Here is a 26593-nt window from a genome sequence, read left to right on the forward strand (position 1 = left end):
AAAATCAGATTAAATGAATAATCCTTTAACATTAGCTGCAAATAATTTAACAGCAATAGCAAGAAGCACCACACCAAAGGTTTTTCTAATAACACCAAGACCATTTTTACCCAATAATTTTTCAATTTTAGCAGAAGATTTTAAAACTGCGTAAACCAAAATAATGTTTAAAACTATGGCAATTATGATATTTATAGTTGCAAATTGTGAACGTAATGAAAGTAACGTAGTCATTGTTCCAGCACCAGCAATTAAAGGAAATGCCAATGGAACAATCGATGCAGAAGAACTGGCTTCTTCTTTATAAATTCGAATTCCGAGAATCATTTCTAATGCTAAAAAGAAAAGAACAAACGAACCTGCAACTGCAAAAGAGTGAACGTCAATTCCAATTAATTTTAACAATTCTTCTCCAACAAAAAGGAAAACAATCATAATAACTCCAGCAACAACCGAAGCTTTTTCTGATTCAATGTGACCAAATTTTTGACGTAATTCTACAATAATAGGAATCGTTCCTACAATATCAATTACTGCAAAAAGCACCATTCCAATAGTTACAATCTCTTTAAAATCTAATCCAAACATAATTCCTCATTTTTCAAAGTGCAAAACTACTGCTTTCCAAATTGTTAAAATCAAAACGATACGTTAATTTTAGGATATTTATTAAAACCATAAAATCATTTGTACCTTTGCCCAAAATTTTAGATAAGAGAAAACATCTAATATCTAAAATTTAATATCAAATATTTGACATATGTTTCAGTTAGGAAAAACGATAGTTTCGGAAGATATTTTAGAAAAGGATTTTGTTTGTAATCTTTCTGCGTGCCATGGTGCATGTTGTGTAGATGGAGACGCAGGTGCGCCATTGAGTGAAGAAGAAACTAAAATTTTGGAAGAAATTTATCCTAAAGTAAAACCATTTTTACGTAAAGAAGGAATAGAAGCTATTGAGAGACTGGGAGCTTGGGTAAAAGGAACGGAGCAAGATTTAGAAACACCTTTAATAGATAATAAAGATTGCGCCTACGTTATTTTTGACGGGAAAACTGCTTTGTGCGGAATAGAACAAGCCTATAATCAAGGAGTTATTTCTTGGAAAAAACCTGTGTCATGTCATTTATATCCAATTAGAGTAAAAGATTTTACTGAATTTGCAGCAGTCAATTATGATCGTTGGGATATTTGTGATGATGCTTGCTCACTAGGAAAAGAACTTCAAGTTCCAATTTATAAATTTGTAAAAGAAGCTTTGATTAGAAAATTTGGAGAAGATTGGTACCAAGAACTAGAAAAAGTAGCTGAAGATTTAAAAAATGGAAAATAAAACAAAAATGCCTTGATATCAAGGCATTTTTGTTTTTAAAGTGGAGAATACCGGAGTCGAACCGGTTACCTCTTGCCTGCCAGGCAAGCGCTCTAGCCAAATGAGCTAATCCCCCAAAAATTAAAATGAAGTTGATAAAGATAAAGTAACTCCTGTACTTTGTGGCACAAATCTACAAACACCACCTGCACAAACTAAGCCTCCTCTTTGACGTCCGTAGTTTAGAGCAATTCTTGTGCTCCCTTTTTTATATGAGCCACCAAGATTATAAAAATGAATCTTAAAAGCATCAACACCTCTAGAAATCTGTTCTTCATTTATATCATAGCCATAATTGTACATATCATTTAAGTATACAGACCAATTAGCATTGTGATTGTATTCTATAGATGATGAAAACCAATTTTTTCTATCAGTATCAGCCCACATATGTTCTAAACCAAAAGTTATAGATTTAGATTTACCAAATTTAACTGTTGATTCTGCTGCTATAATATTGGTTTTAATCAGTAAATTAGCTGCTCCAGTAATGTATCTATTGTTATAGTATTGGTTAATGTACGAAAGACTTCCATTGACTTTAGAACTAAACTTTTTAGAAATTTCGATATTATAATCAGAATAATATTTTTGTTTCGATGAGAAAAAATCTGTTTTGTAATTTGGTGCGTAGTTTCCAAATTGATCTTCAAAAGTATAGGTACCACCTAAATTATACCAGTTTGAAAAATTCAAAGCGATTTTAGTACCATATTTTCCTCCAAATAAAGACCCTTTTTTGAAATCATAGAAAAAATCAACTTGGCCTCCAATTTCTCCTGCTTTTGCAATACCATTAGTTGGGTCGATATTAACACCGCCTTGTGCTTGGTATACGTAAATATTTGATAGGTTAGAGTGATTTTGTTTTGTTAAACTAGGTAAAAAATTCATTATTCTGTCGTTAAAAAACAAACTAGTTCTTTCAATTCCAATAAATTGAGGTTCTCTTTCCGACAGAAAAGTCATGTTTTCTAATCTTCTTAAAGTGGTATCAAAGCCCAATCCTTTTTTAGAGTAACCAAAATTTATTAAAGCAGCTGAACCTGGCTTTATGACGTCATTAGTGATTTTATTAGTTGCAACGATTAATAAGGCATCTTTTGATTTAATGTTGTATTCACCATTAATGTAAAAATTACTTTTGCTGAAATTTATTCTACCAGAGTAAGCATTAGTTAATTCTGAGAAATTTGGTTTTGCAAAATAACTTTCTTCATATCTTCCAACATAACTTAAGCCAAAAGATAACTCATATTTGGTGTTTTTTAACAATGAGCTGACATTAACATTTGAATCAAATCCAAAAACACTTCCTTTACTAACATCAAAACCAGTTCTTTGTTTTCCATACAATGCAGTTAGCGAAATATTATCATTTGGTCTAAAATTGATTTTCCCACCTCTAAGAGCATTATTTATTCCTAATGAACGATCTTCAAAACTTCTCAATAATAATCCACTACCAAATTGCTCATAAAAGTGACCTAAAGTAGCATCAATTTTTTTCGTTTTATAATTTAAAAAATAAATTCCTAAATTGGTTTTGGTAAATTTAGGGTTATAATTCAATAATGCTTCTGAAGTATATGATTCTGCTTGAACTCCTGCTGTAAAGCTACCATAGTTATAATTTAAAGAAAGATAACTATTAGAACGTAATGGTATAGAATCTTGTTCCAAATCCCTTTCTTTATCATTTAAGTACCATTGACCTGTAGATTCAAAAGAACCAGATAATAGACCTTTAACAGGTGCTTTTTCTTTTTCTTGTGCTTGAAGTAGTGTTGAGAGAAATAAAGAAAATACGACTAATAAATAGTTTTTCATGACTATAAGCTTTTTAATTTTTCAAATAATTTGTCCTCATTTCCTGGAGTATGACCATTCTCAGTAAAGACAATTTTACCGTTTTTAATTACAATTAAATAAGGAATATTTGAAATACCTAAACTTCTTTTAAACTCTTGATTTGTGTCTAGTAAAATAGTATAGTTCCAACCTTTTCCGTTTACCAAAGGCTTTACTCTTTTTTGAGTTCTAGAATCATCAGTAGAAACTGCAATTAATTCAACATTTAGATTTTTTTTCCAATCTTCATAGACCTCATTTATTGCATCTAATTCTTGAATACAAGGTGAACACCAAGTTGCCCAAAAAGAAAAAATGTATAATTTATCTTTTTCTAAAAAATCTGTTTGAATTGAAATGGTTTTACCATCAATACTTGTGGTCTTAATATTTGGAACATTTTGTTGGGAATAGCTTAAGAAGCCAAATAATAAAAGTAGTAAATGTAGTTTTCTCATTTTTTCTTAATTTGTTGTGCAAATAAATAAAAATTAATGTATTGTTTTGTGTTTTTTTTTATTTATTTGCATATCTATTAAACAAACCAACAATTTTTATTTATGAAGAATTTTAAATTTTTAAGTTTTCTTTTAGCTGCAAGTTTTTTTATTTCTTGTAGTAAAGATGATTCATCTGGCTCAGGATCTTCTCAACCACCTGCAGTAGATAATACACCAATTTCTGGTCAATTTCAAAAAAGAGTTTTGGTTGAGGATTATACAGGAGCATGGTGCGGATATTGCCCAAGAGTTGCTTATGGTATTGAGAAAGTATTAGAGCAATCTACAAAAGTTGTTCCTGTGGCTATTCATCAACAATCTGGTAGCGGATATGATCCTTATCATTTTGCAGGAGCTACCCCATTAAAAACACTAATCGATTTGCAAGGTTATCCAACAGGTAAATTAAACAGAATGCTAACTTGGAGTTATCCAGAAAATTCAAATATCAATCAAGTTAAGAATTTAGCTCTAAACAATGTTGGACTTGGACTTGCTTTGAATTCAACAGTTTCAGGAGGAAATATTAACCTTGATGTTAAAATTAAATTTGCTAAAGACTACACTAATTTAAAATTAGTAGTTTATGTTCTTGAAAATAATTTGATTTATGATCAAGTAAATTACACAAGTTTTTATGGTGGAGGAAGTGTTATTTCAAATTTTGAACATGATAATGTTTTGAGAGCTTGTTTAACAAATAGTATATTAGGTGATGCAATAACAGAAAGTACAACTAATGGACAAACCATTACTAAAAACTATACTGTTGCAATTCCTTCAAATGTTTCTAATGCAGCAAATTTAAGCTTTGTTGCTTTTGTAGTGGATGGAGCTGATAATAAAGCCATCAATGTGAGAGGTGCTTTACCTAACGAAAATCAACAATTTGAAATTAATCCATAAAAGGGAAATAATTTTAAAATTTATATAGGTCGCTCGAAAGGCGACCTTATTTTTTTTAGTAAATTTGTGTAATAATTTTAAATATTTGAAATGAAATTTATTTCTTTGATTCAGCAAGTCAATATTGATGATAAAATTAAGAATGCACCAGATAATGGTTATTTAATTGGCGTATGGATTGGTTATGTTTTGCCATTTGTAGTGCTAATAGGACTTGCTTATTATATGTACTATCGTTCAAAAAACAGAAAAGACTTAGAGTAAAATTCCTTAAATTTGCATTCTAAAATCTAAATGATGAGTAAAATCAGAATTACCAAACAGTTTTCTTTTGAAACAGGTCATGCGCTTTATGGCTACGATGGAAAATGTAAAAATGTTCATGGACACAGTTACAAACTTTCAGTAACCGTAATTGGAACACCAATATCCGATTCGAATAATGTAAAATTCGGAATGGTAATTGATTTTTCTGATTTGAAAAAAATTGTACGAGAAGAAATAGTTGATGTTTTTGATCATGCTACAGTTTTTAACAAGAATACACCACATGTTGAGTTAGCTGAAGAACTAAAAAATCGTGGTCATCATGTAATTTTAGTAAATTATCAACCAACAAGTGAAAATATGGTAATTGATTTTGCTAAGAAAATTCAAGACAGATTACCAAACAATATTCAATTACATTCTTTAAAATTACAAGAAACAGAAAGCTCGTTTGCCGAATGGTATGCTTCTGATAATATGTAATTTACTACTTTTACAAAATGTCAAACAAGAAAATCTATTTCGCATCCGACCAACATTTTGGAGCTCCAACGCCTGAAACTAGTTTTCCGCGCGAAAAAAAATTCGTGGCATGGTTAGATGAAGTAAAAAAAGATGCGGAAGCCATTTTCCTTCTGGGTGATTTGTTTGATTTTTGGTTCGAATATAAAACCGTTGTTCCAAAAGGATTTATAAGAGTTCTTGGAAAATTAGCTGAAATTAGAGATAGTGGAATTCCTATTTATTTCTTCGTCGGAAATCACGATTTGTGGATGAATGATTATTTTCAAAAAGAACTCAATATTCCAGTTTATCACGATAATAAAGAGTTTACTTTCAACAATAAAACGTTTCTTATTGGTCATGGTGACGGAAAAGGTCCTGGAGATAAAGGTTACAAACGAATGAAGAAAGTATTTGTTCATCCATTTTCAAAATGGCTATACCGTTGGCTTCATCCAGATATCGGAATGAAATTAGCACAATATCTTTCTGTAAAAAACAAATTGATTTCAGGAGTTGAAGACGTAAAATACTTAGGCGAAGACAACGAATGGCTAATTTTATACTCTAAGAAAAAAATTGAAACCAAACATTACAATTACCTGATTTTTGGACACAGACATTTACCAATGACTTTAAAAATTGGTAAAAATTCAGAATACGTAAACCTTGGTGATTGGATTGGCTACTTTACCTACGGAGTTTTTGACGGAGAAAATTTTGAATTGAAAAAGTTCGAATACTTATCTAAGTAAATAATCTAAAGTTACAGCATCTAGTTTTCCATCAGGAAATAAACCATTTTTTTGTTCAAATGAACCTAGTGCTTCAATAGTTGTTTGTTTAAAAAGACCATCAACTGGAATGTTATAACCTTTTTTAACCAAAATCTTTTGCAATTCATACACGAAGGAACTGAAATCGCCAACTTTCAAACTATACTTTTCCGGATTGCTTTTAAAAGTTTCCATCAGGAATTTTCTTTTGATGAACTCGTTGTAATCTTTTGCTTTATAGCCACTTTCTTCAAAGGCAATTACATCTTTGTCGTTCAATCCTTCACTTTTCATTTTCGCAGATTGTACTAACTTTTCTTCATATAATTTAACGATTCCTAGCTTTTTGGTGTAGCTAGAAACAACCGCTTTTGTATCGTCATCGTCATCTTCTGGATTTCTAACATCTACATCATCATTTGCCCAAGCCATTTTTACATAACTATTCGCGTCTTCTATAGCTTGATAATAGTTTTGTAGCGTAGTAGCGTCATAATAGTTTAAATCAATCTTTTGGTTACTAACATAATCGCTTCCTGGCGAATGAAAACGTTGGTAATTACTATATAAATTATAGCCCAAAATCAATACGATTACTGCTAAAAGTACGATGATAATCTGTTTCATAATAAGTAGAGGTTATTTTGTAGACAAAAATAGACAAAATTCACGATACAATTTATAGTATTAATTTTTCAAATCTTTTAAACGCAATTGAACCGTTACAGTTCCATTAAATTCATTTTCGTCAATGCAATAAACGACATCAAATGGTTTTCGATTTTTAGTAGATTCTAGTTTACTTCCTAATCCAAAACCAATAGCGCCAAATCCTTCCGAGTTGTTTTGCTTTACAAATAACTTTAAATGTTCGTTGTCTTTTCCTAATGGTTTTGCATAACCTGTGTCTTTAACATTTTTAGTCATAAAAACAGGTGTCATATTTTGTGGTCCAAAAGGTTCAAATTGACTCAATAATCGAATCAACTTCGGATTAATATCTGAAAAATTGATTTCCAAATCCACTGAAATTTCTGGAATTAATAAATCTGGGTGAATGGTTTTTTGAACTTCTTGTTCAAAAGCATCTTTGAATTTTTGGTAATTCTCTTCTTTCAAAGTCATTCCAGCCGCATACATGTGTCCGCCAAATTGTTCTAGATGTTCTGCGCAAGCTTCTAACGCATTATAAACATCAAAATCTTTTACCGAACGTGCTGAAGCTGCTAATTTATCACCGCTTTTTGTAAAAACAATTGTTGGTCGATAATAGGTTTCTGTTAATCGAGAAGCTACAATTCCGATAACGCCTTTGTGCCAATTTTCTTGATAAAGTACCGTTGTAAAGTTCTCTTTTTCGTTATTGTTTTCAATTTGAGCCAACGCTTCAACTGTGATTTGTTTGTCTAAATCTTTTCTATCTGCATTGTGTTGTTCAATTTCGGAAGCAAAAATTTCGGCTTGTTCTAAATTAAATTCGGTCAATAAGGCAACCGCTTCGTTTCCGTGTTTTATTCTTCCTGCAGCGTTAATTCTTGGTGCGATAATGAAAACAACATCCGTTATGGTAAGCACTTTTTTCTTTACATTTTGAACCAAAGCCTTAATTCCAGGACGCGGATTGGAATTGATTACTTCCAAACCAAACTTTGCCAAAACTCGATTTTCACCAGTTATCGGAACAATGTCTGCTGCAATTGCTGTGGCGACCAAATCTAAGTAAGGAATTAAATCTAAAATAGACTGATTTCTGTTTTCTGCCAAAGCTTGAATCAATTTAAAACCAACTCCGCAACCGCAAAGTTCATCATAAGGATAAGTACAATCATCACGTTTTGGATCTAAAACTGCAACCGCATTGGGCAATTCGTTTCCTGGTCGATGGTGATCACAAATGATAAAATCGATGTTTTTTTCGTTTGCGTAAGCGACATGATCGATGGATTTTATACCACAATCTAGCGCAATTATTAAAGAAATTCCGTTGTCGTCGGCGTAGTCAATTCCTTTATAGGAAATTCCGTAACCTTCGTCATAACGATCTGGAATGTAAGTAGCAATATTTGGATAATAACTTTTTAAATAGGAGGAAACCAACGAAACAGCAGTAGTTCCATCGACGTCATAATCGCCAAAAACTAAAATATTTTCTCCGTTTGCAATAGCTTTTTCAATTCGAGAAACAGCTTTGTCCATATCTTTCATCAGATACGGATTGTGCAAATCGTCTAAAGTTGGTCTGAAAAATGTTTTGGCTTGGTCGAAGGTTGTAATACCTCTTTGTACTAATAAAGTCGCAATGATTTCATCGACTTGAAGTTCGTTTTGTAGTTTCTGAACTTGTTCTTTTTCTGGCTTCGATTGTAATGTCCAACGCATAGTTTAATTATGAATTAAAAATTATGAATTATGATTTTATGGCTTGTAATTGTTTTGCAAATGTATAAATATTTATTGAAATGCAAATTTTTGAAACGCAGATGACACAGATTTAACGGATTAGCGCGGATTTTTACTTGTGTCTTATTCTATTCTTAATGCAGTTGGTTTAAAGACATGAAAAATTAGATATTCATTTACAACCTCAGACATTTTATATTGTACCATTTTTTTAAAGACACTGTCATTTAAGTTAAGTTTATCAAACTCTTTATTATAGGTAAAATTTCTATTAAGAACTATCAAAACAGAATCTCTAAATTTAAGAACTTTAGCCCTGTTAGTATAATTCAAACTATTCAATTTTTTCGTTATGTCAGAAGTCAATTTGAAGCGAAATTCACATTTTTTCAATTCTATAGAATCGGATTTATATTTTTCTAAAGCTGCAAAATAAATATTTTGATTCTCTAAATTATTTTGACGTATTAATTCACTAATGTTGTTATAAAGAAATTCATAACTATCATCTTTCTCCTCTTTTTTACAAGAAAAAAAGATGACAGATAGTATTAAAAAGATGAAATATTTTTTCATAAACAGATTTAATTATGTTTTAACCAACTGAATGCTATTTTTAGTACAATATCCACCTTTTGGCGTTTTTCTTCGAAGTGTTTTAATACTTTAATTCCAAAGCTTCACCATCAAATGAAATTCCATCCCAGCCAAAAATTATAAAATTTCTAATATTCTGATGGTCAATTCCATCAGGATTTTTTAAAACATCATCAAAATAATAACTTCCAAAAAGTGATAAAGTTGCGTCTTTTTCTAAATTATTTATTTTGGCGAAAGCGAAAATTTTGCAAGAACCGTTATTCTCGTTTGCATTGTTAAATTGATTCCCGTTTTTAAAAGCGGTTGGTGTGAAATTATATTTTTCATCGATATAAGCGATGGTTTCTTGAAACGATTTTTGGTTTATTAAGGCTTGCATAATTGTGTTATTCATTTTTATAATTGTGCTTTTCTATCGTAAATTCTCAAGTAATGAAAAGATTCTCTTAAATTTAAAATTTCTAATTCCATCTTAATTTTAAATACACTATCATTTAGGTTTTTGAAATCGTTCTCATCAAATAATATTGGTGGCAGCTTCTGACTTTTAATTGTTGAATCTCTAAAATTAAACACTTTTTCACGATTGGAAAAATCTAAGCTTTTAAATTTTTTTTCAATATCTAAAGATATATTATGCAAACTATCAAATCTTTTTTGTTTAGAAATATCATTTTTAATTTCATGAAAATTTTGAAGATATGTAAATTCCGCAAAACTATGATCTCTCTTTGACAACTCATTAAGTTTATTATATAAATAATTATAACTATCATCTTTCTCCTCTTTTTTACAAGAAAAAAGGATAACAGATAGTACTAAAAGGAAGAAATATTTTTTCATAAAGACAATACATTTATTAAAATATAAAAAAGATTATTTAATTGTATAAAGATATGTAACACCTTCTTTTAGCTCAAAACTGGTACTTATTTCAGAGCCTTTTATTTCTGTTATTTGATTGTTCGAATTAATAATTTCTATTTTTTCAATCTCATCAAAATTTTCCAACTGAAATACGCCACCCCAAATTATAAAAGAATCTTTAGGGCTTAATTTAATTAATGTTGATTTTTCAATTGAATCATTGATTAGATCTTTTTTGAAATTATAATTGTTGTATTTTACAATAAATTTTGAAAAATTTTCGAAACTTTTGTGCCGGGCTATGTGGTCTTTTACTGATTCAGAATTGGCATTATAATAAATCTTTAAATTGCAAGGCTCATTTTTTTGATTTGTTACAGATGCAAATATTGCTCTATCACAAGATGAAAATGACATCATAAAAAGTAATAAAACAATTTTTTTCATTTACTTATAATTAACTGAACACTGACAACTGAACACTGAGCACTATTTTTTCCCACCTACAACCGCCACAATTTCACCTTTAGGTGCTTTTTCTTCAAAGTGTTTTAAAACTTCTTCAGCTGTTCCGCGAATGGTTTCTTCGTGTAGTTTAGATAATTCTCTTGAGATAGAAACTTGGCGTTCGGCTCCAAAATATTGCACAAATTCGGCTAAGGTTTTTACCAATTTATGTGGCGAAACATAGAAAATCATCGTTCGTGTTTCTTCTGCTAAAGCTAAATATCTTGTTTGTCTTCCTTTTTTTTCTGGTAGAAATCCTTCAAATATAAATCGGTCGTTTGGTAATCCACTATTTACTAATGCTGGTACAAAAGCTGTTGCGCCTGGCAAACAATCGACTTCAATATTATTTTCAACGCAAGCGCGTGTTAATAAAAAACCAGGATCAGAAATGGCTGGTGTTCCTGCATCAGAAATTAAAGCAATAGTTTCGCCACCTTTTAATCGTGCAATCAAATTGTCAACGGTTTTGTGTTCGTTGTGCATGTGATGGCTATGCATATGTGTGGAAATTTCGAAATGCTTCAATAGTTTTCCACTGGTACGCGTGTCTTCAGCTAGAATTAAATCGGCTTCTTTTAAAACTTTTATAGCTCTAAAAGTCATATCTTCAAGATTGCCAATAGGCGTTGGAACGATATAAAGTTTAGACATTTATAAAAACTTTTTCTCAACCAATTCAATAAATCTATCAGCATAATCGTCAGCGCCAACCCAATTGTTATAATCTGGCTTGATGATTTCGTCAATAAAATCTTTTGCTTCTCTAAAAGTGCTGAACGTATTTAATTGTGATAAAACGCGGTTGTAATCTTCATTGCTGTCTGCAAAAAGGAATTTTACAAATCCCATTCTGTCGTTCAATCCAATATTGATGGTTTTAGCAAGTTTATCATTCAATGAAGGTGTTTTTCCTTCGAAACGATCAACAATAATATCATCCGATTTTTCAAAAACCTCTTTTTTAGAAGTTGGAAGCGTAACATCGTTTGGTTTTACAAAAACAGGTTCGGTATAATTTTGACCTAATAAATCTTCAAAAGAAATTTGTTGCGTTTCCTTTTTAGGTTCTTCTACTTTTGGTTCTTCGATTTCTTCAGTTTCAACTGGAGTTTCTGCTGCTAATTCAAAAATAGGTTCAAAATCTAAGTCGCTTTTAGCTTCACCAACAGGAACTTCTTCTTCAATTTCATCTTCTTCCTCAAGAGTGATTTCTCCAACAATAACTGGTTCTTCTTCAACATCTTCTTCTTGAACTTCTGTTTCTTCAGATGCGGCAACAATTTCTTGTTCAACAACTTCTTCAACTTCTTCAATCTGAACTTGTTTCAGATTCTCAGTTTCTTCAACTTCAACAATTTCTTCAACAACTACTTTTGGAGTTGCAACAACTGTTTTATTTTCAACAAAACTTTCGATTTTTTCTTCGATATCTTCGTTAGAAATATCCGATTTTACTTGCTCGTAATTGTCACCATAAAACTTCAAAACCGTTAATGCTTCGTATAATTTTTGGGTTTCATGATACAATTGATCGATTTCCGATTTGTTTTTTAGCTTTAAAACTCGGTGTGCAATGCTGATTAATTCGGCTTCCAATCTTTTTTTCATAACTTTTTGAAATTATAGTGACTAGCTTATCTTATTTTATAATAAATTTGTTTCGATACAAAGTAATAAAAACAATTCCTTTTTTAAGGTCTAAAAATACAAAATGTTTCTCGAAAATACAGTAAATCATAAAGAACAATTTGGTTGGATTGAAGTAATCTGCGGTTCGATGTTCTCAGGAAAGACCGAAGAACTCATCAGAAGACTCAAAAGAGCGCAATTTGCTAAGCAAAAAGTGGAGATTTTCAAACCTGCCATCGATACTCGATATGATGAAGAAATGGTAGTTTCTCACAATAAAAACGAAATTCGTTCAACGCCTGTTCCTGCTGCGGCTAATATTGCTATTTTGGCACAAGGTTGCGATGTGGTTGGTATTGACGAAGCACAGTTTTTTGATGATGAAATTGTAAAAATTTGTAATGATTTAGCCAATTCAGGAATTCGCGTTATCGTTGCTGGTTTGGATATGGATTTTAAAGGAAATCCTTTCGGACCAATGCCTGCGCTAATGGCAACTGCTGAATATGTTACTAAAGTTCATGCTGTGTGCACGCGTACAGGAAACTTAGCACATTATAGTTTCAGAAAAGCAGATAGTGATAATCTAGTTTTGCTTGGTGAAACGGAAGAATACGAACCATTAAGTAGAGCAGCTTACTACAAAGCCATGCGCGAAAATATGGAAGTAAAAGATGCTGAACATTTGTCGGAAGACACAAATCCATAGTCTAAATTGACACTTTCCATAAGAAATATCATCCCAATCATTAAAGCACAATTTGTTGGCGTTAATGAAATTGCTGTAATCGATTCGGTTTCTATTGATAGTCGTTCGCTTCAAAATTCTGAAAGCACTTTATTTTTCGCTATAGTTGGTCCAAATCATGACGGACATCATTATATTTCTAATTTAATTTCAATTGGTGTTTCCAATTTTGTGGTGAATCATGTTCCAAAAGAATTTGAAAACAAAGCCAATTTTTTATTGGTTGAAAATACGCTAGAAGCACTTCAAAATTTTGCATCAGCCTACAGAAGCAATTTCGATTTCCCAATTATTGGTGTCACAGGAAGTAACGGAAAAACCATCATCAAAGAATGGTTGAACTTTTTGTTAAGTCCGGATTATAATATTATTCGTTCTCCCAAAAGTTATAATTCTCAAGTTGGAGTGCCTCTTTCGGTTTTAGGAATCAATGAAAAACACAATCTCGGAATTTTTGAAGCTGGAATCTCTACCATAAATGAGATGGAAAACCTTCAAAAAATTATCCAACCAACTATCGGAATTTTATCCAATATTGGTTCGGCTCACGATGAAGGTTTTGAAGATTTAGGAGAAAAAATTAAAGAGAAATTAAAACTTTTTACCTCGGTTGAAGTTTTAATAATGAATAAAAACAAAACGATAGAAGCTTTTTTAAATCCAAAAATCAATACCTTCACATGGAGTTCTGAGGATGGAAAAGCCGATGTTTTTGTAATTGCAAAAGAATATTCAGATCAAACGGAACTCAAAATAACTTATCACAAACTTTGTTTTAAAATTACAATTCCGTTCAACGATCAAGCATCTATTGAAAATGCTATTCAATGTTTGATGGTACTTTTGTATTTCAACTACGATCAAGATACAATTCAAAATCGTATGCAGTTGCTTTACCCAGTTGAAATGCGCTTGAAAGTTAAAAACGGAATCAATAACACAACACTAATCGATGATAGCTATAGTTCTGATTATCAATCGTTAAAAATCGCATTAGATTTTCTTGAAAGTCAAAAACAATACAAAAAGAAAACTTTAATTCTGTCGGATATTTTTCAATCAGGATTGGTTTTGGAAGAATTGTATTCTAATGTTTCACATTTAATTGTTTCCAACAAAATCAATCGTGTCATTGCTATTGGAGCAACAATTTCAACTTTTAAAAATAAGTTTCCAAATTGCATTGCATTTGAATCAACCGAAAAATTCCTTCAAAATATCGATACCATTTCTTTTGAAAATGAAACCATTTTGATAAAAGGTGCACGCCATTTTCACTTCGAAGAAATCGTTTCAATATTGGAAGAAAAAACACATGAAACGGTTTTAGAAATCAATCTAAATGCCATTACTCATAACCTGAATTATTTTAAATCCAAATTAAATCCAAAGACCAAATTGATGGTTATGGTAAAAGCTTTTGGATATGGAAATGGAGGTTATGAAATCGCCAAATTGCTTTCGCATCATAAAGTAGATTATCTTGGAGTAGCTTTCGCCGATGAAGGAATTTCGTTAAAAAATGCTGGAATTGATTTGCCGATTATGGTTTTGAATCCTGAAAACACCAGTTTTTCTGCTATTATTCAGCATCAATTGGAACCCGAAATTTATTCGATAAAAGGATTGAATGCTTTCTTGAAAATTGCCGAACAAAAAAAGTTAAAGCATTTCCCAATACATATAAAATTAGATACCGGAATGCATCGATTAGGATTTGAAGAGGAAACTATTGATGAATTAATTGCCAAACTGAAAGACAACAAAACGGTTGAGGTAAAAAGTATCTTATCACATTTGTCAGCAAGTGATGACATGAAATTTGTTGATTTTACGCTTTCACAAATTAAATTATTTGAAAAATTATCTTCCAAGTTAATTACTGAATTGCAAATAAATCCGATTCGTCATATTTTGAATACTTCTGGAATTTCTAATTATTCTCAAGCGCAATATGATATGGTTCGACTAGGAATTGGACTTTATGGAGTTTCCAACGATGAAGACGAACAAAAATTATTAGAAAATGTCGGTACTTTAAAATCTATAATTTCTCAAATTAGAACTATTGAAGAAGGAGAAAGTGTTGGTTACAGCCGAAGATTTATAGCAACCAAAACCACAAAAGTTGCCACAATTCCAATTGGTTATGCCGACGGAATTTCAAGACATTGGGGAAATGGAGTAGGTTATGTAACTATAAAAAATAAAAAAGCACCGATTTTAGGAAGTGTTTGTATGGATATGCTAATGGTTGACATCACCGAAATTGATTGCAAAGAAGGAACCGAAGTCACCATTTTTGGAGACAATCCAACAGTAAGTTACATGGCAAAACAACTAGGTACTATTCCTTACGAGATTATGACAAGCATTTCGCAAAGAGTAAAAAGGGTTTTTTATAGGGAATAGGTTTTTCTTACAAAAGATTATTTATATTTGATTTTTAATTACTTGCAACGATGAAAAAACATTACTTTTCTTTATTATTTTTATTTTTCTTTTCTGTTGCAAGTGCGCAGATTGTAAATATTCCTGATGCTAATTTTAAAGCGAAGTTATTAAGTGCGAGTTCTAGTAATCAGGTTGCATCAATACAAATACCAAGCATAAATGGCACTGTAACCTCTTTTAATTCTATTGATACTAATAGTGATGGTGAAATTCAAGTAAGTGAGGCGATTTTAATTAAATATTTGGATGTTTCAGACACTTCAATTGTAAATTTAGAAGGAGTTTTGAGCTTTACAAATTTATATGTACTGAATTGTACTAATAATCTAATATCAAATTTAAATGTAGCTGGATTGAATAATTTGCAAAGTTTGCTTTGTGGTTATAATCTAATATCGAATATAAATGTAGATAGTTTAATTAATCTAAAAGAAATTCATTGCTTCAATAATTTACTATTTAATTTAAACTTGAATGGTTTAATAAATTTACAATATTTAGCTTTTCAAAACAATCAGCTATCAAGTTTGAACTTGAGTGGTTTAATAAATTTGCAATATTTAGCTTTTCAAAACAATCAAATGACAAGTTTAAATCTAAATGGTTTAACAAATTTGCAAAACTTGAATTGTTCTTCAAATCAATTAACGAGTTTAAATGTTTCTGGTTTGACAAATTTGCAACAATTGCAATGTGATTATAATCAATTAACGAGTTTAAACGTTGATGGTTTGACAAATTTACAACAATTGTACTGTAATGGTAATCAATTAACGAGCTTAAATGTTAGCGGTTTGACAAATTTGCAATATTTGTTCTGTAATAGTAATCAATTAACAAATTTAAACTTTGTTGGTTTGACAAATTTACAACAATTAGACTGTTCTAACAATCAATTATTAAGTATAAACGTTGGTGGATTATCAAATCTTCAATTTTTTGGTTGTTCTAATAATCAACTCGCGTCTCTCGATCTTCAAGGATTGACTAATCTTGAATATATAGAATGTTATGAAAACAACCTTTCGTCAATAAATGCTCAAGGATTAACTAGTCTTTTAGAGATAGAATCTTCCAATAATCAACTTACTTCTTTAAATTTACAAGGATCAATAAATCTTATCAGATTAGTTTGTGATCATAGTCTATTTACCACCTTAGATTTACAAGGATTAATTAATCTGCAATATTTAAATTGTTCATACAATCAACTTACTTCATTGAATATTAAAAACGGTGCCAATTTTAATGAACTTTATTTTAATGGCAATCCCAATATACAATTTATTTGTGTAGACGAACAAGAACTTGATGATGTTCAAAGTTTGCTTTTATTATATGGGATTACAACATGTCAAGTAAACAGTTATTGTTCTTTCACTCCAGGCGGAACTTTTTATACTATAAATGGAATTAATAAAATAGATACTGACAATAATGGTTGTGATGCCTCAGATGGATTTTATTCAAATTTAAAATATTCAATTACTGATGGAGTCAATTCTGGTAGTTTAATTTCTAATGCTTCGGGTAATTATTCAATTCCTGTTCAAGCAGGAACGCATACAATAACTCCACAATTAGAAAATCCAAGTTATTTCACGATTTCTCCAACAAATGCAACTGTAACTTTTCCTGCAACAGCAAGCCCATTTACTCAAGATTTTTGTATTGTTCCTAATGGAGTTCATCACGATTTAGAAGTGGTTATTATTCCACTAGTTCCTGCTCGTCCAGGATTTGACACCACTTATAAAATAAAATTCAAAAACAAAGGAAATTTTAATGAAACAGCAACTTTAATTTTTAATTTTAATGATGATGTTTTAGATTATGTTTCTTCAACATTAGCTCCAACTTCTGCAGGTACAGGTTTGCTTTCTTGGAATATTGGAACAATTATTCCGTTTCAAAGTGGTGAATTTGTAGTAACATTAAATGTAAATTCTCCAATGGAAACACCTGCTGTAAATGGAGGTGATATTTTGAGTTACACTGCAACAATAAATGGATTAAATACAGACGAAACACAACTCGATAATACTTTCCCATTGCGTCAAATTGTTGTAAATTCTTATGACCCAAATGATAAAACATGTTTAGAAGGTACAACAATAAATCCTACTATGATTGGTGAATATGTTCATTACCAAATTCGTTTTGAAAATACAGGAACTTATCCAGCGCAAAACGTTGTAGTTAAAGACATGATTGACACTACAAAATTTGATATTTCAACGTTGCAAATCACGGACACTTCACACAGTTGTGTTACAAGAATTACAAATCCAAACAAAGTAGAATTCATTTTTGAAAACATAAATCTTCCGTTTGATGACGCAACAAATGATGGTTATGTAGTGTTTAAAATTAAAACAAATTCAACTTTGGTTGTTGGAAATACCATAAGTAATTTGGCAAATATTTATTTTGACTACAATTTTCCAATTGTAACAAACACAGCAACAAGTACTTTTCAAGCTTTAGCAAACAACACATTCAATTTTGAAAATTATGTTAGCTTGTCACCAAATCCAGCAAAAGATATTTTGAATTTGAATGTTAAAGATTTTGAAAATATACAATCAATTAGCATTTATAATATGTTAGGGCAATTGGTTCAGATAACAACAAGTCCAACAAATTCGATAAATGTTTCTGATTTAAAAGCAGGGAATTACGTCATTAAATTGCACATTGAAAAAGGCGAAATCATTAGAAAGTTTATAAAAGAATAAGTTTTTTATAATTAAGAGTAGTAATATTTCTACAAAAATTATAATATTATGTTAATATTTTAACTAATTTTGCACCGATAACCAATAAAATAAAATATCATGTTAAAAGAATTTAAGAATTTTATAATGACAGGAAACGTAATTGAGTTTGCTGTTGCAGTAATTATGGCAGGTGCAGTTGGTGCAGTTGTTAATGGATTTGTTGCAGATATTGCAATGCCGTTAGTAGGAATGTTAACAGGAGGAATGGATTTTTCTTCTTTCCAGTATGTTTTGTCACCAGAAGTTAAAGATGCCGCAGGTGTTGTAACTGCTCCAGAAAATGCTGTCCGTTACGGTAAATGGATTAATTCAATTGTGAGTTTAGTTGTAGTTGGATTTGTAATGTTTATGATTATCAAAGCTTACAACAAAATGAAAAAACCAGCAGAAGCTCCAGCTCCAGCAGGTCCAACTCAAGAAGAATTATTAGCAGAAATTAGAGATTTATTGAAAAAATAATAAACCGCTACAGTATATATTCTAACTAAACCGCTTCTTAATTGAGGCGGTTTTTCTTTTTTAATACTTCAACATTCAAAATTCCTTGTTGAATATTCAAAATTTTCTTTTTTCAAAGTATTTTCTACCTATTTTTGTACTTCCAAATTTTAAATATATTTATATGAGAGTTGCTGTAGTTGGTGCAACCGGAATGGTTGGCGAAGTAATGCTTCAAGTTTTAGCAGAAAGAAATTTTCCTGTAACCGAATTAATTCCTGTAGCTTCAGAGAAATCTGTTGGTAAAGAAATTGAGTTTAAAGGAGCAAAATATAAAGTAGTTGGTTTGCAAACAGCAGTCGATATGAAAGCTGATATTGCTTTATTTTCTGCTGGAGGTGAAACTTCTTTAGAATGGGCTCCAAAATTTGCCGAAGTAGGAACAACAGTTATCGACAACTCATCAGCTTGGAGAATGGATCCAACAAAAAAATTAATTGTTCCAGAAATTAATGCTTCAGAATTAACTAAAGAAGATAAAATTATTGCTAATCCAAATTGTTCAACAATTCAAATGGTAATGGTTTTAGCGCCTTTGCATAAAAAATATAAAATCAAGCGTGTAATTGTTTCAACTTACCAATCTATTACTGGAACAGGTGTGAAAGCTGTGCAGCAATTAGAAAATGAATATGCAGGAATTCAAGGTGAAATGGCTTATAAATATCCAATTCACAGAAATGCAATTCCTCAATGTGACAGTTTTGAAGAAAATGGTTACACTAAAGAAGAAATGAAATTGGTTCGTGAAACTCAAAAAATTATTGGTGATAAAACGATTGCCGTTACAGCAACAGCTATTCGTGTGCCAATTGTTGGAGGTCATAGCGAAGCGGTGAATATTGAATTCGCAAACGATTTTAATGTAAGCGAAATCAGAGATATTCTTCATCACACTGATGGTGTTGTAGTTCAAGATAATACAGACACTTACACTTATCCAATGCCATTATTTGCTCAAGGGAAAGATGAGGTTTTTGTGGGTAGAATTCGTCGCGATGAAAGTCAGCCAAACTCTTTAAATATGTGGATTGTAGCCGATAATTTGAGAAAAGGAGCTGCAACAAATACTATTCAAATTGCAGAATATTTAGTTGCTAATAAATTAGTTTAATTAAATTCAAGTTTACTAACCATTTGAGTTTACAAATCTTAAAATTTGTTAATTCAAGTGGTTTTTCATTGTTACTAGTATATATTTGCCGTAATGAAAGGAAAATACTCTGTAGTTAGTTTGTTTTTTGGTTTGGCAATATTGTTCGCAATATTGTTACAATCCCTGCATTCTTATCATCACATAGAAGTTGCACTTTCAGAAAAACACTGTAATCATAAATATGCAGTTAACAAGACTGAAATAAGTCATAGTCATCACGATTCTGACCATTGTTTTGTTTGTGAGTTTACATTAAACTATAGTTCTCAATTAAGACTTGAGGATTGTTTTTTAAACGCCCATTCTTATTTTAGAAAAGTAACGTTTTTTCATTCCGCTGAAAATATTTCTTTTTTCTCAGGATGTATATATTCACTTCGAGGACCTCCACTTTAATTGTTTATTTCGTTTTAATTTAACGTAAACAATTCAAAGAAAAATAAATGCAAAAAATCATAATGTTTTTTTGCTTATTATGTTTTGCATCTAATTATGGTCAAAACACAATAAGTGGAAAAATAGTAGATGAAAATGAAAAACCACTTGAAAAAAGTCATATTCATATTTCTTCTAAATCAACTGTTAGTAATAAAAATGGAGTTTATTCGATAAACGACATTCCATTTGGTCCTACAAAATTTTTAATAAGTTATGTGGGTTACCAATCTATTGATACTATCATTACTGTAACTCAAACTCAAGTTATTAATTTTAAATTAAGGCAAAAAGCGGAGCGTTTGAATGAAATTGTAATAAAACACAAAGATAATTATTACAATAATACCGTGTCTGAGCAAAAAATTAAGGAGACAGTAATAGAAAAGTATAGTAGTCAGTCTTTGGCTAATGCTTTGAAAGAAGTTTCAGGAGTTTCAATTTTGAAAAGTGGTAGTACTATAGCAAAACCAGTTATTAATGGATTGCATAGTAGTCGTGTACCAATTTACAACAATAATGTAAAAATAGAAGATCAACAATGGGGTGTTGAACACGCTCCAAATTTTGATATAAATTCGGCAGGAAAAATTACAGTTTTAAAAGGCGCATCTGGACTACAATATGGCGGTGATGCTATTGGAGGAATTGTTGTTATCGAGCCGATTAGTATTAAGAAGGACACGCTATTTGGAAAAGCATTAACTACTTTAGAGAGTAATGGTAGAGGTGGAACAATTTCAACTAGTTTGCATAAAGGTAATTTTTGTGATTGGAGTTGGAACGTTCAAGGTAGCTTCAAATATTATGGAGATAGACAATCGCCTAGTTATAATTTATCAAATACTGGAAATAGAGAAGCCAATTTTTCTGGCGATATAAAATACATCGGAAAGAAATATGATTTTTCTGCTTTTTATAGTTTGTATAATGCTACTATAGGAATTTTGAGTGCATCACATATTGGTAATGTAAATGATTTATATAATTCCATCAATAATAGCATACCTTATATTGTGAATGATTTTGATTATTCAATTAAAAATCCAAAACAAAAAGTGATGCATCATTTAGCTAAATTGAATTATAATTTCAATTTTAATGATAATGAAGTTTTGGGATTGCAATATTCTTTTCAATTTAATAATCGAAAAGAGTTTGATTTGAGAACCGGAATTCAAGATTCAAAACCAGCTCTTGATTTGAATTTAATTACACACACTTTTAATGCAGATTACAAACTTGTAAATGGAGATTGGGATTATAAACTTGGAGTTTCAAGTTCGTTTCAAAATAATACGGCTAGTCCAAATACAGGTGTTAGGCCTTTAATCCCAACTTATGACAAGGTTGATGCTGCAGTTTATGGAATTGTTGATTATCATTTTTCTAGTGATTTTTCTGTTGAGTTTGGTGCACGTTATGATTTTTCATCTATTCAAGCGACAAAATTTTATTTGAAATCAAGATGGGATGAAAGAAATTATAGTCCAGATTATAATGATTTTATTATAGGTGATTTTGGAAATCAATGGTTGACTAAGCCACAATTTTTATTTCATAATCTTTCAGCTAGTTTGGGAGCACAATATTCATTTGGTTCAGATTATGATTTGTATTTCAATCTTAGTCGTGCAGTTAGAAATCCTAATCCATCAGAATTTTTCAGTGATGGTTTACATCATTCTAGTGGTATGATTGAATTGGGAGATTTAAGAATAGTTAGTGAAAAGTCAAATAAAATCAGTACTTCACTTCAGAAAAAGTGGAATAATTTTGCTGTAAATATTGGACCATTCCTTAATTACATAGAAGATTTTATCTTTTTAAAACCAGTTGGTTTTGAAACAACTATTCGCGGAGCTTTTCCGGTTTGGGAATTCAACCAAACCAACGCCGTTTTAACTGGTGTAGATTTTAATTCACAATGGAAAATAACTAAATACTTTCAACATAAATTGATGATATCTTTTGTTAATGGAGCAGACATAACAAATAATGAATCACTAATAGATATGCCTCCGTTAAATATTAATAATCGTATTCAATTTAACAAAAAAGAATGGAGTAATCTAAAGTTAGAATTACAAAGTGAAATAGTTTTCAGACAAAATCAGTTTCCAAATAATAATTTTATTTCAAATATTGTTGTTGATGGAAACTTAGTACCAGTTGAAATAAATATTAGTTCACCGCCTCAAGCCTATAATCTTTTGCATTTTTCTTCGGATGTTAATTTTAAAACATCTAAAAATTCGTTTACAACCATAGGTCTTTCAGTGTTTAATATATTTAATACTAAATACAGAGACTATTTAAACAGACAACGTTTCTACGCTGATGATCTTGGCAGAAACATTCAAATTCAAGTAAAAATTAATTTCTAAAATATTAAAAAAATGAAAACATTTAAATTAACAAACAAACTTTTCTTATCTCTTTTTGCTGTTGCATTAATTTCTTGTAGCGATGATGATAATCCAGCTCCTGTAAATGAAGAAGAAGTGATAACAACTGTTAGAACAACATTAGTTGGAGGTGGTCAAACAATAACACTATTATCTAAAGATTTAGATGGTGACGGACCAAATGCGCCTGTTGTAACCGTTTCAGGGAATTTAACAGCTGGAACTACCTATACAGGTTCAGTTGCTTTCTTGAATGAAACAGTAAATCCAGCTGATGATATTACAACTGAAGTAGAGGAAGAAGGTGTAGATCACCAAATTTTTTATCAAGCACCTGCATCAATTGGTACTTTTGCCTATACTGATACTGATGCAAATGGGAAACCTATAGGGCTAGATTTTACTTTGGTTACTGCTTCTGCTGCAACAGGTAATCTTACGGTAACACTTAGACATTTGCCGAATAAATCAGCCGCTGGAGTTTCAACAGGTAATATAGCAAATGCAGGTGGCGCAACAGATGCACAAGTTACATATCCTTTAGTTGTTAACTAATAAATAATAAACCAATTTAATTTAAAAAGGTTATTCTTTGATTTAGAATAACCTTTTTGTTTTTTAAAATCTATTATCACCGTCTAATAATCTCCCAATTCCGCCAAGAAGACTTCCTTCTTCTTTAGAACTTCCGCCAGCTCTAGGAGCAGAAGCGATAATTCTATCGGCAAGACGACTAAAAGGCAATGATTGAACATAAACTGTTCCAGGTCCGCGAAGTGTTGCATAAAACATTCCTTCTCCTCCGAAAATCGTATTTTTAATTCCGCCGATAAATTCAATATCGTAATCAACATCTTTTGTAAATCCTACAATACATCCAGTATCAACTTTTAAAACTTCTCCAGCTGATAATTCTCTTTTAGCTAAAGTTCCGCCAGAATGTACAAATGCCATTCCGTCTCCTTCTAGTTTTTGCATAATAAAACCTTCACCACCAAAAAGACCACGACCAAGTTTTTTAGAAAATTCAATTCCAACAGAAACACCTTTAGCTGCACACAAAAAAGCATCTTTTTGACAAATGAATTTTCCTTGAAATTGTCGTAAATCTATCGGAATAATTTTTCCGGGATAAGGAGAAGCAAAACAAACTTTACTCTTGGTATTATTCTGATTTAAATAAGCGGTCATAAAAAGACTTTCGCCAGTCAAAACTCTTTTTCCTGCAGAAAGTAATTTTCCAAAAACACCACCTTGATCTTGACCTGAACCATCGCCAAAGATAGTTTCCATCTTGATTCCATTGTCCATCATCATAAAACTTCCAGCTTCTGCAACGACAATTTCTTGCGGATCAAGTTCTATTTCTACATATTGCATTTCTTCACCAAAAATTTGGTAATCTATTTCGTGAGCTTGCATAATTTCAATTTTTAAGATTATTACTATTAGATAATTATTTAAACAAAAAGTTACAATGAAGATACTAAAAACACATCAAATACAGAAATGTTTAAAAAATTAAGTTTTAAAATATTTATTATATAAAAAATTAATTATATTTTTACCATATTACTAACCAATAAAATAAATATTTATGAATTCAATGTTTACAAAAATTGTTAGAATACTCTTAGGGATTATACTTCTCGTTTTTGGAGCTAATAAGTTTTTTGGCTTTATTCCTTTACCAGAATTGCCTGAACAAGCAAACAATTTTATGACCTCTTTAGGCGCAACAGGTTATGTGCTTAAAATAGTTGGAGTATTAGAAATTGTTATTGGAGCTTTACTTCTTATGAAAAAGTGGGTTGCTTTTGCATTAACATTATTAGCGCCAATATCAATTAACATTCTATTATTTCATTTGTTTTTAGATGTGAATGGGATAGGTGGAGCACTATTAGTGGCCATTTTAAATGGAATTTTAATTTATAAATATTGGACACATTATAAATCGTTATTTCAATAAATTAAAAAGCTTCCATTTATCGGAAGCTTTTTTTTTAGTATTCTAGTTTACCAACATGATTCATAACTCTTACAATTTTCCCTTTTCTTTTTTCAATGTAAGAAGAAGAATTAGTGGCTTTATATTTTCTTGGATTTGGTAAAATTGCTGCAATTCCAGCTGCTTGAATTTTAGTTAAGTTTTTTGCGTCAGTTCTGTACCAATGTTCGGCTGCAGCTTCTGCACCGTAAACACCTTTGCCCATTTCTATTGAGTTAAGATAAACTTCCATAATGCGTTCTTTTCCCCATACAATTTCAATCAAAAACGTGAAATAAGCTTCCAATCCTTTTCTGATATAACTTCTGCCTTGCCATAGAAATACATTTTTTGCAGTTTGTTGAGAAATGGTGCTTCCTCCTTTAAGTTTTTTTCCACGATTGTTGTTTTTAAAAGCTTTTTGCATCGCTTTAAAATCAAAGCCACTATGTTTTAGAAAATTACCATCTTCACTAGCAATAACTGCTTTTTGAAGATTAACAGAAATATCCTCTAAAGGAACCCAATCATGGCTACAAGTCATTTCTTGACCATCTATTTTTTGTTCAATAGCTCTTGTAATCATTAATGGAGTGAAAGGAACAGGAATCCATTTAAAAAGAACAACTAATAAAATGGAAATGCCAAAAAACCAAAGCATTGACTTCCAGATAAATGTCTTAAGCTTTTGAAAGAAAGTTTTGTTTGTCGATTTTGAAATATTCTTTTTTGTTGCCATTTATATTAATTCTGCTAATTCTTGTCCTATTAAACTTCCAATTGCTACACCCATTCCGCCAAGTCGAACGCCGCAATAAACATTTTCAGAGATTTGAGAAACAATTGGATTTTTATGTGAGCCAATTCCCATTATTCCGCTCCAACGATGTGCAATTTGAAATTCTTGATTGGGTAAAATTACATTTTTTAATAACTCTTCCAATCTATTTTGAATTTTTTCTGTTTGAGATAAATCAGTTGTAGTTTCTCCTTCAAAGTCTAAATTTCTTCCACCACCAAGTAGTATTCTATCTTCAAAATTTCTAAAATAATAATATCCTTTGTCTAAATGAAAAGTGCCACGAATGTCTAAATTTGGAATTGGTTCTGTAATTAAAACTTGAGCTCTGGCTGGTTTTACAGCATTATTTGTTAGCTGAGATGCAAATCCATTTGTGGCAAAAAGTAATTTTTTTGTTTCAAATGAGTAATCGTTTACAATAATTTCAACAGAATCATTTTTTTCAATATGTGAAGTAACTTCGGCTTGATTTAAAATTAAAATATCTTTAGAAATTGCTTCTTTAAGAAGTGCTTGCATCATATTTCCGGTATCAATCTGACCTTCATAGGGATTGAAAATAGAATATTCATGTATGTTTTGAAAATTAAATCGATCGAATTCTTTAGAAAAAACCTCTGATTTAAAAAGTGGTTTTATGATATCATTTATAAAAGGTAATTTTTGTAAACATTCATTATAAGTGTTTTCATCTTCTTTCAAAAATAATTCATAACCTCCATAAGGTTTGAAATCAATGGTTTCATCTCCAAGTCGTTTTCTTAAAATTTGCAATCCATACCAACGTTTTTGAATCAATTGAATGACTTCTTCTTCGGAATGAGATTTTAAATCATCAATAATTTCTGACAAACTCCCAAAACATGCAAATCCGGCATTTTTTGTACTTGCACCTTGAGGAAGAATTCCCTTTTCAAGTATTAAAATTTTACTTTTTGGAAATCGTTCACGAAGATTTAAAGCGCAATGTAAACCTACAATTCCACTGCCTACGATAGTAAAATCTACATTTGAAAACCAATTTTTTATTTCCCAATAACTTAAATGCATCGAATATTTTTTATAAAAATAATAATTTTTTAGAATTTTTATTTGAATTCGAATAATTTTATAAATTGTAAGAATAGTTGTGAATTTTAT

Annotated in this window: 27 protein-coding genes and 1 tRNA gene; 13 read left to right on the forward strand and 15 right to left on the reverse strand. The window is 30.7% G+C overall.

The window, feature by feature from the left end; genetic code table 11:
* Positions 1-9: 9 nt before the first annotated feature.
* Positions 10-588 (reverse strand): MarC family protein, encoded by a 579-nt coding sequence (locus tag ACYU7A_RS01115; RefSeq protein WP_460573588.1) that lies wholly within the window; start codon positions 586-588, stop codon positions 10-12.
* Between the two features lie 172 nt (positions 589-760).
* On the opposite strand from ACYU7A_RS01115, the gene ACYU7A_RS01120 reads away from it, so the two are divergent.
* Positions 761-1333 carry a DUF3109 family protein gene (locus tag ACYU7A_RS01120; protein WP_460573590.1) on the forward strand — a complete coding sequence of 191 codons (573 nt, stop codon included), beginning with the start codon at positions 761-763 and terminating at the stop codon, positions 1331-1333.
* Between the two features lie 41 nt (positions 1334-1374).
* Here ACYU7A_RS01120 and ACYU7A_RS01125 read toward each other — a convergent pair.
* The 3 genes from ACYU7A_RS01125 to ACYU7A_RS01135 all read right to left on the reverse strand — a co-directional run bounded on the left by ACYU7A_RS01125 (position 1375) and on the right by ACYU7A_RS01135 (position 3681).
* Positions 1375-1448, reverse strand: a tRNA-Ala gene (locus ACYU7A_RS01125).
* A 5-nt stretch (positions 1449-1453) separates the two neighbouring features.
* Positions 1454-3202 (reverse strand): DUF6029 family protein, encoded by a 1749-nt coding sequence (locus ACYU7A_RS01130; RefSeq protein ID WP_460573592.1) that lies wholly within the window; start codon positions 3200-3202, stop codon positions 1454-1456.
* A gap of 2 nt (positions 3203-3204) precedes the next feature.
* Positions 3205-3681 (reverse strand): TlpA family protein disulfide reductase, encoded by a 477-nt coding sequence (locus ACYU7A_RS01135; RefSeq protein WP_460573594.1) that lies wholly within the window; start codon positions 3679-3681, stop codon positions 3205-3207.
* 102 nt (positions 3682-3783) lie between these two features.
* Between ACYU7A_RS01135 and ACYU7A_RS01140 the strand changes: the two genes are divergently transcribed.
* The 4 genes from ACYU7A_RS01140 to ACYU7A_RS01155 all read left to right on the forward strand — a co-directional run bounded on the left by ACYU7A_RS01140 (position 3784) and on the right by ACYU7A_RS01155 (position 6155).
* Positions 3784-4629 (forward strand): Omp28-related outer membrane protein, encoded by an 846-nt coding sequence (locus ACYU7A_RS01140; protein ID WP_460573596.1) that lies wholly within the window; start codon positions 3784-3786, stop codon positions 4627-4629.
* 105 nt (positions 4630-4734) lie between these two features.
* Positions 4735-4893: a hypothetical protein gene (locus ACYU7A_RS01145; protein WP_460573598.1), complete on the forward strand. Its 159-nt coding sequence runs from the start codon at positions 4735-4737 to the stop codon at positions 4891-4893.
* A 33-nt stretch (positions 4894-4926) separates the two neighbouring features.
* Positions 4927-5379, forward strand: coding sequence for a 6-pyruvoyl trahydropterin synthase family protein (locus ACYU7A_RS01150; protein ID WP_298308923.1), 453 nt, complete (start codon positions 4927-4929; stop codon positions 5377-5379).
* Positions 5380-5396: 17 nt separating this feature from the next.
* Positions 5397-6155: a UDP-2,3-diacylglucosamine diphosphatase gene (locus ACYU7A_RS01155; RefSeq protein WP_460573600.1), complete on the forward strand. Its 759-nt coding sequence runs from the start codon at positions 5397-5399 to the stop codon at positions 6153-6155.
* Here the strand turns inward: ACYU7A_RS01155 and ACYU7A_RS01160 are convergent.
* From ACYU7A_RS01160 to ACYU7A_RS01195, 8 genes are all read right to left on the reverse strand, one after another.
* Entirely contained in the window at positions 6144-6803 is a 660-nt protein-coding gene (locus ACYU7A_RS01160; RefSeq protein ID WP_460573602.1) for a peptidoglycan-binding domain-containing protein, read from the reverse strand. The genes ACYU7A_RS01155 and ACYU7A_RS01160 overlap by 12 nt on opposite strands.
* Before the next feature lie 60 nt (positions 6804-6863).
* Complete coding sequence (gene recJ, locus ACYU7A_RS01165) at positions 6864-8555, reverse strand: single-stranded-DNA-specific exonuclease RecJ (protein ID WP_460573604.1); 1692 nt, start codon at positions 8553-8555, stop codon at positions 6864-6866.
* Positions 8556-8699: 144 nt separating this feature from the next.
* The gene (locus tag ACYU7A_RS01170; RefSeq protein ID WP_460573606.1) at positions 8700-9152 is read right to left on the reverse strand and encodes a hypothetical protein; all 453 of its coding nucleotides are present in this window, start codon (positions 9150-9152) and stop codon (positions 8700-8702) included.
* An 82-nt stretch (positions 9153-9234) separates the two neighbouring features.
* A complete protein-coding gene (locus ACYU7A_RS01175; protein ID WP_460573607.1) occupies positions 9235-9570 on the reverse strand; it encodes a HopJ type III effector protein in 336 nt (111 codons plus the stop codon).
* A 2-nt stretch (positions 9571-9572) separates the two neighbouring features.
* Positions 9573-10019 (reverse strand): hypothetical protein, encoded by a 447-nt coding sequence (locus tag ACYU7A_RS01180; protein ID WP_460573609.1) that lies wholly within the window; start codon positions 10017-10019, stop codon positions 9573-9575.
* Positions 10020-10052: 33 nt separating this feature from the next.
* The gene (locus ACYU7A_RS01185) at positions 10053-10490 is read right to left on the reverse strand and encodes a hypothetical protein (protein WP_460573611.1); all 438 of its coding nucleotides are present in this window, start codon (positions 10488-10490) and stop codon (positions 10053-10055) included.
* Positions 10491-10532: 42 nt separating this feature from the next.
* Positions 10533-11204, reverse strand: coding sequence for a 16S rRNA (cytidine(1402)-2'-O)-methyltransferase (rsmI, locus tag ACYU7A_RS01190; RefSeq protein ID WP_460573613.1), 672 nt, complete (start codon positions 11202-11204; stop codon positions 10533-10535).
* On the reverse strand, positions 11205-12161 hold the full coding sequence (locus tag ACYU7A_RS01195) for a hypothetical protein (RefSeq protein WP_460573615.1): 957 nt from the start codon (positions 12159-12161) through the stop codon (positions 11205-11207).
* 103 nt (positions 12162-12264) lie between these two features.
* Between ACYU7A_RS01195 and ACYU7A_RS01200 the strand changes: the two genes are divergently transcribed.
* The 7 genes from ACYU7A_RS01200 to ACYU7A_RS01230 all read left to right on the forward strand — a co-directional run bounded on the left by ACYU7A_RS01200 (position 12265) and on the right by ACYU7A_RS01230 (position 23216).
* A complete protein-coding gene (locus tag ACYU7A_RS01200; protein WP_298116606.1) occupies positions 12265-12891 on the forward strand; it encodes a thymidine kinase in 627 nt (208 codons plus the stop codon).
* A gap of 6 nt (positions 12892-12897) precedes the next feature.
* On the forward strand, positions 12898-15342 hold the full coding sequence (locus tag ACYU7A_RS01205; protein WP_460573617.1) for a bifunctional UDP-N-acetylmuramoyl-tripeptide:D-alanyl-D-alanine ligase/alanine racemase: 2445 nt from the start codon (positions 12898-12900) through the stop codon (positions 15340-15342).
* Positions 15343-15392: 50 nt separating this feature from the next.
* Entirely contained in the window at positions 15393-18122 is a 2730-nt protein-coding gene (locus ACYU7A_RS01210) for a DUF7619 domain-containing protein (protein ID WP_460573619.1), read from the forward strand.
* Positions 18123-18221: 99 nt separating this feature from the next.
* The gene (gene mscL, locus ACYU7A_RS01215) at positions 18222-18623 is read left to right on the forward strand and encodes a large conductance mechanosensitive channel protein MscL (protein ID WP_460573621.1); all 402 of its coding nucleotides are present in this window, start codon (positions 18222-18224) and stop codon (positions 18621-18623) included.
* A 163-nt stretch (positions 18624-18786) separates the two neighbouring features.
* Complete coding sequence (locus ACYU7A_RS01220) at positions 18787-19776, forward strand: aspartate-semialdehyde dehydrogenase (RefSeq protein WP_460573623.1); 990 nt, start codon at positions 18787-18789, stop codon at positions 19774-19776.
* A 485-nt stretch (positions 19777-20261) separates the two neighbouring features.
* The gene (locus ACYU7A_RS01225) at positions 20262-22640 is read left to right on the forward strand and encodes a TonB-dependent receptor (protein ID WP_460573625.1); all 2379 of its coding nucleotides are present in this window, start codon (positions 20262-20264) and stop codon (positions 22638-22640) included.
* 12 nt (positions 22641-22652) lie between these two features.
* Entirely contained in the window at positions 22653-23216 is a 564-nt protein-coding gene (locus tag ACYU7A_RS01230) for a type 1 periplasmic binding fold superfamily protein (RefSeq protein WP_460573627.1), read from the forward strand.
* Positions 23217-23279: 63 nt separating this feature from the next.
* Here ACYU7A_RS01230 and ACYU7A_RS01235 read toward each other — a convergent pair whose 3' ends face one another.
* Entirely contained in the window at positions 23280-24083 is an 804-nt protein-coding gene (locus tag ACYU7A_RS01235) for a TIGR00266 family protein (RefSeq protein WP_460573629.1), read from the reverse strand.
* A gap of 175 nt (positions 24084-24258) precedes the next feature.
* Here ACYU7A_RS01235 and ACYU7A_RS01240 point away from each other — a divergent pair, with 175 nt between their 5' ends.
* Positions 24259-24633: a DoxX family membrane protein gene (locus tag ACYU7A_RS01240; RefSeq protein WP_344815595.1), complete on the forward strand. Its 375-nt coding sequence runs from the start codon at positions 24259-24261 to the stop codon at positions 24631-24633.
* A gap of 34 nt (positions 24634-24667) precedes the next feature.
* On the opposite strand, the gene mtgA is transcribed toward ACYU7A_RS01240, so the two are convergent.
* Positions 24668-25390, reverse strand: coding sequence for a monofunctional biosynthetic peptidoglycan transglycosylase (gene mtgA / locus ACYU7A_RS01245; RefSeq protein ID WP_460573632.1), 723 nt, complete (start codon positions 25388-25390; stop codon positions 24668-24670).
* Positions 25391-26503 (reverse strand): NAD(P)/FAD-dependent oxidoreductase, encoded by a 1113-nt coding sequence (locus tag ACYU7A_RS01250; protein ID WP_460573634.1) that lies wholly within the window; start codon positions 26501-26503, stop codon positions 25391-25393.
* Positions 26504-26593: the final 90 nt, after the last annotated feature.

This window comes from Flavobacterium koreense, from assembly GCF_054776075.1.

Coding starts and splice junctions, on each gene's coding strand:
- ACYU7A_RS01115 (WP_460573588.1), bottom strand. CDS start 588: ATGTTTGGATTAGATTTTAAAGAGATTGTAACTATTGGAATGGTGCTT.
- ACYU7A_RS01120 (WP_460573590.1), top strand. CDS start 761: ATGTTTCAGTTAGGAAAAACGATAGTTTCGGAAGATATTTTAGAAAAG.
- ACYU7A_RS01130 (WP_460573592.1), bottom strand. CDS start 3,202: ATGAAAAACTATTTATTAGTCGTATTTTCTTTATTTCTCTCAACACTA.
- ACYU7A_RS01135 (WP_460573594.1), bottom strand. CDS start 3,681: ATGAGAAAACTACATTTACTACTTTTATTATTTGGCTTCTTAAGCTAT.
- ACYU7A_RS01140 (WP_460573596.1), top strand. CDS start 3,784: ATGAAGAATTTTAAATTTTTAAGTTTTCTTTTAGCTGCAAGTTTTTTT.
- ACYU7A_RS01150 (WP_298308923.1), top strand. CDS start 4,927: ATGAGTAAAATCAGAATTACCAAACAGTTTTCTTTTGAAACAGGTCAT.
- ACYU7A_RS01155 (WP_460573600.1), top strand. CDS start 5,397: ATGTCAAACAAGAAAATCTATTTCGCATCCGACCAACATTTTGGAGCT.
- ACYU7A_RS01160 (WP_460573602.1), bottom strand. CDS start 6,803: ATGAAACAGATTATCATCGTACTTTTAGCAGTAATCGTATTGATTTTG.
- recJ (WP_460573604.1), bottom strand. CDS start 8,555: ATGCGTTGGACATTACAATCGAAGCCAGAAAAAGAACAAGTTCAGAAA.
- ACYU7A_RS01170 (WP_460573606.1), bottom strand. CDS start 9,152: ATGAAAAAATATTTCATCTTTTTAATACTATCTGTCATCTTTTTTTCT.
- ACYU7A_RS01175 (WP_460573607.1), bottom strand. CDS start 9,570: ATGAATAACACAATTATGCAAGCCTTAATAAACCAAAAATCGTTTCAA.
- ACYU7A_RS01180 (WP_460573609.1), bottom strand. CDS start 10,019: ATGAAAAAATATTTCTTCCTTTTAGTACTATCTGTTATCCTTTTTTCT.
- ACYU7A_RS01185 (WP_460573611.1), bottom strand. CDS start 10,490: ATGAAAAAAATTGTTTTATTACTTTTTATGATGTCATTTTCATCTTGT.
- rsmI (WP_460573613.1), bottom strand. CDS start 11,204: ATGTCTAAACTTTATATCGTTCCAACGCCTATTGGCAATCTTGAAGAT.
- ACYU7A_RS01195 (WP_460573615.1), bottom strand. CDS start 12,161: ATGAAAAAAAGATTGGAAGCCGAATTAATCAGCATTGCACACCGAGTT.
- ACYU7A_RS01200 (WP_298116606.1), top strand. CDS start 12,265: ATGTTTCTCGAAAATACAGTAAATCATAAAGAACAATTTGGTTGGATT.
- ACYU7A_RS01210 (WP_460573619.1), top strand. CDS start 15,393: ATGAAAAAACATTACTTTTCTTTATTATTTTTATTTTTCTTTTCTGTT.
- mscL (WP_460573621.1), top strand. CDS start 18,222: ATGTTAAAAGAATTTAAGAATTTTATAATGACAGGAAACGTAATTGAG.
- ACYU7A_RS01220 (WP_460573623.1), top strand. CDS start 18,787: ATGAGAGTTGCTGTAGTTGGTGCAACCGGAATGGTTGGCGAAGTAATG.
- ACYU7A_RS01225 (WP_460573625.1), top strand. CDS start 20,262: ATGCAAAAAATCATAATGTTTTTTTGCTTATTATGTTTTGCATCTAAT.
- ACYU7A_RS01230 (WP_460573627.1), top strand. CDS start 22,653: ATGAAAACATTTAAATTAACAAACAAACTTTTCTTATCTCTTTTTGCT.
- ACYU7A_RS01235 (WP_460573629.1), bottom strand. CDS start 24,083: ATGCAAGCTCACGAAATAGATTACCAAATTTTTGGTGAAGAAATGCAA.
- ACYU7A_RS01240 (WP_344815595.1), top strand. CDS start 24,259: ATGAATTCAATGTTTACAAAAATTGTTAGAATACTCTTAGGGATTATA.
- mtgA (WP_460573632.1), bottom strand. CDS start 25,390: ATGGCAACAAAAAAGAATATTTCAAAATCGACAAACAAAACTTTCTTT.
- ACYU7A_RS01250 (WP_460573634.1), bottom strand. CDS start 26,503: ATGCATTTAAGTTATTGGGAAATAAAAAATTGGTTTTCAAATGTAGAT.